The organism is Methylobacterium variabile, from assembly GCF_001043975.1.
Taxonomy (GTDB): domain Bacteria; phylum Pseudomonadota; class Alphaproteobacteria; order Rhizobiales; family Beijerinckiaceae; genus Methylobacterium; species Methylobacterium variabile.
The window spans coordinates 1-6,605 of the sequence record NZ_LABY01000125.1 but is presented as its reverse complement, the minus strand read 5'-3'; the positions used below and the strand labels follow the sequence as shown (position 1 = coordinate 6,605).

Genomic DNA, 6,605 nt, shown 5'->3' with positions numbered 1-6,605 from the left:
ATCGACAACACCCTCTACGACGCCTTCGGCCAGCGCCAGGTCTCGACGATCTACAACCCGCTCAACCAGTACCACGTCGTGATGGAGATCGCGCCGCGCTACCTCGACAACCCCGAGACCCTGAAGCTCATCTACGTCTCGACCTCGGGGGCCCGGGCCCGCGGCTCGGCTACCACCAACGCGGTCGCCGGCACCGTCGCGAGCGCCGCCACCGCGACGACCGACGCCAGCACCGCCGCGGCCGCGGTCGCGACCGACTCGGCGCGCAACGCCGCCACGAATTCCATCGCGTCGGCCGGGCGCTCCAGCGCCTCGTCGAGCGCGGCGGTCAGCAGCGCCAAGGAGACGATGGTGCCGCTCGCCGCCTTCGCGCGCTTCGAAGCCGGCACCGCCCCGGTCCAGGTCAGCCACCAGGGGCTGTTCGTCGCCACCACCCTCTCGTTCAACCTGGCGCCGGGCAAGAGCCTGAGCGACGCTACGGCGGCGATCGAGGCCCACATGCGCGACCTGCGGGCGCCGGCGACCATCCACGGCGAGTTCGCGGGCGCGGCCAAGAGCTTCCAGTCCTCGTCCTCGCGCCAGCCGCTCCTGATCCTGGCGGCCCTGCTCGCGGTCTACGCCGTGCTCGGCATCCTGTACGAGAGCTGGGTCCACCCGCTCACCATCCTGTCCACCCTACCCTCCGCCGGCATCGGGGCGATCCTGGCGCTCATGATGGCCGGGGAGGAGTTCGGGGTGATCGCGCTCATCGCGGTGATCCTGCTCATCGGGATCGTCAAGAAGAACGCGATCATGATGATCGACTTCGCCCTCGACGCCGAGCGCACCCGATCCTTGAGCCCGCGGGAGTCGATCCGCGAGGCCTGCCTCTTGCGCTTCCGGCCGATCATGATGACAACCCTGGCCGCGCTTCTCGGGGCGCTGCCGCTGATTCTCGACGGCGGCGAGGGATCCGAGCTGCGCCGTCCCCTCGGCATCGCCATCGTGGGCGGCCTCATCGTGAGCCAGGTCCTGACCCTCTACACCACCCCCGTCGTCTACCTGTACCTCGACCGCTTCCGGCTCTGGGTCGGGCGCCGCCGGCGCAGGGATTCCGCCACGCGGGCGCTGCCGGCCGAATGACTTTTTTCGACGATTTCATGATGCTGGACGGCGACACGCACCCGAACCCTCCCCCCGCTTCGGGGGAGGGTGGCCTGCGGAGCAGGACGGGAGAGGGGAGCGCGACGCCGATCCAGGTGGTGCCCGTCATCGCCCGCGCGACCTCTCCGGAAGCGGCGTCCCCTCTCCCGATCCGGCCTCACGGCCGGGCCACCCTCCCCCGCGGATGGGGGAGGGACGGGTTGGCGCCTCTCCGGCTCGCCGCCGCGGCGATCGTTCCCCTCCTTCTCGCCGGCTGCCTCGTCGGTCCCGACTATTCCCGTCCCACCGTCGAGACGCCCGCCGCCTTCAAGGAGGGCGGCGCGCGGCCGATGCCGTCGCGCAACTGGCGGCCGGTGCGGCCCCTCGATGAGGCCGACCGGGGCGACTGGTGGCGGGTGTTTCGCGATACGACCCTCGACCGGCTGATCCGCCTGATCGACGTCGACAACCAGAACCTGCGCGCCCAGGTCGCGGCCTACCGGCAGGCCCGCGCCCTGGTGCAGGAGGCCCGGGCCCAGCTCTTCCCCACCGCCCTCGGCGCGCCCTCGATCAGCCGCGCCAGCACCGGCGGCATCGAGCGCACCACCCTGACCCTTCAGGGCTCGGCGACCTGGGAGCTCGACCTGTTCGGGCGCATCCGCCGCCTGATCGAGAGCGACGTCGCCGCCGCGCAGGCGAGCGCGGCCGACCTCGCCTCCGTACGCCTCGCGCTGCAGACCCAGCTCGCCACCGCCTACTACCAGCTCCGCTACCAGGAATCGCTCCAGGGCCTCTTGGAGCGCACCGCCCGGGCCTACCAGCGCTCGCTGGAGATCACCCAGAACCAGTACAATGCCGGCGTCGCCGCCCGCTCCGACGTCATCACCGCCCAGACGCAGCTCCAGACCACCCAGGCCAACGCGATCGCGGTCGGGCTGCAGCGGGCGAACCTCGAGCACGCCATCGCCACGCTGATCGGCCGCCCGCCCTCCGCGGTGTCGCTGGCCCGCGGCAGCCTGCCGGTGCGGCCTCCGAGCGTGCCGGTGAGCCTGCCCTCCGACCTGCTCGAGCGCCGGCCCGACATCGCCACCGCCGAGCGCACCGTGCAGGCCCAGAGCGCCCAGATCGGCGTCGCCGTCGCGGCGTTCTTCCCGACCGTCACCCTGTCGGCGAACGGCGGCATCGCGGGCGACCCGGCGCGCAACTTCTTCTCCGCGGCGAACTCGTTCTGGTCGGTGACGGGAGCCGGCAGCCAGGTGCTGTTCGACGGCGGCGCCCGCACGGCCGCCCTCCAGGCGGTATCGGCGGCCTACGACGCCGCCGTCGCCAATTACCGCCAGACGGTGCTGACCGCCTTCCAGGAGGTCGAGAACGGGCTCGCCGGCCAGCGCATTCTCGCCCGCCAGCAGGCCGCGCAGGAATTGGCCGTCCAGTCCTCGCGGCGGGCGGTGGAGATCGCCCTCAACGAGTACCGGGCCGGCACCCAGAACTACACCACCGTCGTCACCGCGCAGGCGCTCGAGCTCAACAACGAGGTCACGGCGCTGCAGGTCCGGCTCAACCGCTTCGGCAACGCGGTCTCGCTGATCGGCGCGATCGGCGGCGGCTGGGACACGAGGAGCCTGCCGAGCGGCGAGGAGCTGAAGCAGTTCAAGCCCCTGCCGGTCGACCTCGGCCAGGCGCCGCGGGTCGACGAGTAGGACGGTTGTTCCCGCCCGGCCGGGAATGACCTACATCGGTCCCCCGGCTCGCCGCCGCCCGCTGCCGTTTCGTTGAGCCGATGACCGACCCGCTCCTCTCCGTCCAGGACCTCTCCGTCGTCTTCCGCCAGGGCGGGCGGGAGACCCGCGCCGTCGACCGGGTGTCGTTTTCCATCGGTCCGGGCGAGACCGTGGCGCTCGTCGGCGAGTCGGGATCCGGCAAGTCGGTGACGGCGCTCTCTGTCCTGCGCCTCCTCGACGGCGCGACGCCGGAGGGCCGCATCCTGTTCAAGGGGCGCGACCTGCTCCGGCTCCCCGAGCCCGAGATGCGCGCGGTGCGCGGCGCCGACATCACCATGGTGTTCCAGGAGCCGATGACCTCCCTCAACCCGCTGCACCGCATCGCCGACCAGGTCGGCGAGGTGCTGCGGCTGCACAAGGGGATGGGCGGCGAGGCGGCCCGCACCCGCACCCTGGACTTGCTGCGCCTCGTCGGCATCCGCGACGCGGAACGGCGCCTCGGCGCCTACCCGCACGAATTGTCGGGCGGGCAGCGCCAGCGGGTGATGATCGCGATGGCGCTCGCCTGCGAGCCCGACCTTCTCGTCGCCGACGAGCCGACGACCGCGCTGGACGTTACCGTGCAGGCGCAGATTCTGGCCCTGCTCGCCGACCTGAAGGCGCGGCTGGGCATGGCGATGCTGTTCATCACCCACGACCTCGGCATCGTGCGCCGCGTCGCCGACCGGGTCTGCGTCATGCTGCAGGGGCGCATCGTCGAGGCCGGCCCGGTGGCCGAGGTGTTCTCGAACCCGCGCCATGACTACACCCGCCGCCTGCTCGCCGCCGAGCCGCGGGGCCGCGGCAACCCGGTGCCGGAGACGGCCCTGCCCCTGGTCGAGGCCGGGCCGATCCGCGTCCATTTCCCGATCCGCACCGGCCTGCTGCGGCGCACGACTGGCCACGTCAAGGCGGTCGACGGGGTGGCGCTGAGGGTGCGGGAAGGCGAGACCGTGGGCGTCGTCGGCGAATCCGGCTCCGGCAAGACGACGCTGGGCCTCGCGATCCTGCGCCTCGTCGCCGCCCAGGGGCCGGTGGTCTATCTCGGCCGGCGCATCGACGGGCTGTCGTCCCGCGCCATGCGGCCCCTGCGGCGCGAGATGCAGGTGGTTTTCCAGGATCCCTACGGCTCGCTGTCGCCCCGCATGTCGGTGGCCGAGATCGTCGCCGAGGGACTGGCGGTGCAGGGGACGGGCCGCAGCGACGCGGAGCGCCGCACCATCGTCGCCCGGGCGCTCGAGGATGTCGGCCTCGACCCGGCCGCGATGGACCGCTACCCGCACGAATTCTCCGGCGGCCAGCGCCAGCGCATCGCCATCGCCCGGGCCATGGCCCTCGATCCGCGCTTCGTCGTCCTCGACGAGCCGACCTCCGCCCTCGACATGTCGGTGCAGGCGCAGATCGTCGAGCTGCTGCGCGAGCTGCAGCGCCGGCGCGGCCTCGGCTACCTGTTCATCAGCCACGACCTCAAGGTCGTGCGGGCGCTCGCCAACCGCGTGCTGGTGATGCAGGGCGGCCAGGTGGTGGAGGAGGGCGAGGCGGAGCAGATCTTCTCCGCCCCCCGCACCGCCTACACGCAGGCCCTGTTCGCCGCCGCCTTCGACCTCGCGGCGGCCCCCGCCGGGGCGGTCCGCGAGTGAGCCGCGTGCTCCTCATCGTCCTCGACTCCGTCGGCATCGGGGCTGCCCCGGACGCCGCGGATTTCGGCGACGCGGGCGCCGACACCCTCGGCCACATCGCCGAGGCCTGCGCGCGCGGCGACGGCGACCGGGCCGGCCTGCGCGCCGGCGCGTTGCGCCTGCCCCACCTCGCCGGCCTCGGCCTCGGCCTCGCCGCGGAAGCCGCCACCGGCCGGATGCCGCCGGGCCTCGCGCCCTCCGGCCCCGTCGAGGGCGCCTGGGGCCACGCGGTCGAGAGCGCCCGCGGCAAGGACACGGTGTCGGGCCACTGGGAGATCGCCGGGGTACCGGTGGACTTCTCCTGGGGCAACTTCCCGGCGACGCGGCCGGCCTTCCCGCCGGCGCTGACCCGGGCCCTGATCGCCGAGGCCGGGCTGCCGGGCATCCTGGGGGATTGCCACGCCTCCGGCACCGCGATCATCGAGGAGCTCGGGGCCGAGCACGTCCGCACGGGTCGGCCGATCTGCTACACCTCCGTCGACAGCGTGTTCCAGATCGCTGCCCACGAGGAGGCCTTCGGGCTCGAGCGGCTCTACGCCCTCTGCGCGGTCGCCCGCCGGCTCTGCGATCCCTACCGCATCGGCCGGGTCATCGCCCGGCCCTTCACCGGCGACGAAGCCTCCGGCTTCACCCGCACCGCCAACCGGCGCGACTACGCCGTGCCGCCGGCGGGCGACACCCTCCTCGACCGCCTCGCTGCCGCCGGCCGGCCGGTGGTGAGCGTCGGCAAGATCGGCGACATCTTCGCCCACCGGGCCACCGGCCGCGAGGTGAAGCCCGGCGGCAACGACGCCTGCCTCACGGCGGCGCTCGCCGCCCTCGCCGGGATGGCCGAGGGCGGCCTCGTCTTCGCTAACCTCGTCGAGTTCGACACCGAGTACGGCCACCGCCGGGACGTACCGGGCTACGCCGCGGCGCTGGAGCGCTTCGACGCCCGGGTGCCGGAGATCCGCGCGGCTCTCGCCCCCGACGACCTCTGCCTCGTCACCGCCGACCACGGCAACGACCCGACCGCTCCCGGCACCGACCACACCCGCGAGCAGGTGCCGGTCCTGGCCTTCGGGCCGGGCGTCCCGCCGACCGCCCTCGGCCGGCTCGCCTTCGCGGATATCGGCCGGATGGCCGAGCGGCATCTCAGCTTGGCAGTAGCAGGCGGCGGGCGGCTCGCGTAAGCATTCCGGACGAGCGCCACCGGAGGATCCGCTTGTCCATGATGGCTCCCGGCATCGGATCCGCCGAGGCCTACGCGCCGCCGGTCCCGGCCCTCGCCGACCGGGTCGGGTGGCTCGGGCTCCTCGGCGCGTTCCGGCGCAACACCCTGGAGGCCTTTCCCCGCGCCTGCCTGGACGAGCCGGCGGTGACGATCCGGCTGCCGGGCGGCGGCCGGATGGTGCTGCTCGCGACCCCCGCCGGCGCCCGCCACGTCCTGCTCTCGGCCACCGATCACTTCGTCCGCCTGCCCGCCGGCCGGCGGGTGATCGGGCCGATTGCCGGGCGCGGTCTGGTGCTCGCCGACGGCGAGGCCTGGCGCCACCAGCGCAAGGTGCTGGCCCCCGCCTTCACGCCCCGCACCCTGCCGCTGATGCTGCGCTTCGTCGCGCGCATCGCCGACGAGACCTGCGGTCGCCTCGCGGCAAATCCCGGCGCGCCGGTCGACCTCCGGTCCGAGATGCAGCGCGTCGCCCTCGACATCGCCACGTCCTCGATGTTCTCTCTCGAGACCGGTCCCCTCGGCGCCGAGATCCGGGCCCTGGTCTCCGGCTACCTCGACCGCCTCGGCCGCCCGACCGTGGCGGACTTCCTGCTGCCGCCCGGCTGGCCGACCCCGTCGAGCCCGCGCCGGGCCCTGTTTCGCCGCCGCTGGCTCGCCCTCGTCCGGGCGGTGCTGGAGGCCCGCCGGGCTCGCGGGGCGGCCGGAGCGCCACGGGACCTGTTCGACCTCCTCACCGCGGCCCACGGCGATGCGTCCAGCGGCCTTCTCGCCGACGAGGTCGGCACCCTGATCGTCGCCGGCCACGAGACCACCGCCTCGACCCTGTTCTGG

Annotated in this window: 5 protein-coding genes; all 5 read left to right on the top strand. The window is 73.6% G+C overall.

Annotated features, from left to right (window positions below; genetic code table 11):
- Nucleotides 1-1,122 (top strand): efflux RND transporter permease subunit (locus tag VQ02_RS18090; protein WP_048445598.1); only part of this gene is annotated, 1,122 nt, incomplete at its 5' end.
- A 221-nt stretch (nt 1,123-1,343) separates the two neighbouring features.
- Entirely contained in the window at nt 1,344-2,822 is a 1,479-nt protein-coding gene (locus VQ02_RS18085) for an efflux transporter outer membrane subunit (RefSeq protein WP_048445597.1), read from the top strand.
- Nucleotides 2,823-2,902: 80 nt separating this feature from the next.
- Nucleotides 2,903-4,522 (top strand): ABC transporter ATP-binding protein, encoded by a 1,620-nt coding sequence (locus VQ02_RS18080; protein WP_048445596.1) that lies wholly within the window; start codon nt 2,903-2,905, stop codon nt 4,520-4,522.
- A complete protein-coding gene (locus VQ02_RS18075; RefSeq protein WP_048445595.1) occupies nt 4,519-5,733 on the top strand; it encodes a phosphopentomutase in 1,215 nt (404 codons plus the stop codon). Before VQ02_RS18080 ends, VQ02_RS18075 begins: the two co-directional genes overlap by 4 nt.
- Nucleotides 5,734-5,771: 38 nt before the next feature.
- On the top strand, nt 5,772-6,605 hold an 834-nt coding region (locus VQ02_RS18070; RefSeq protein ID WP_157080687.1), incomplete at its 3' end, for a cytochrome P450.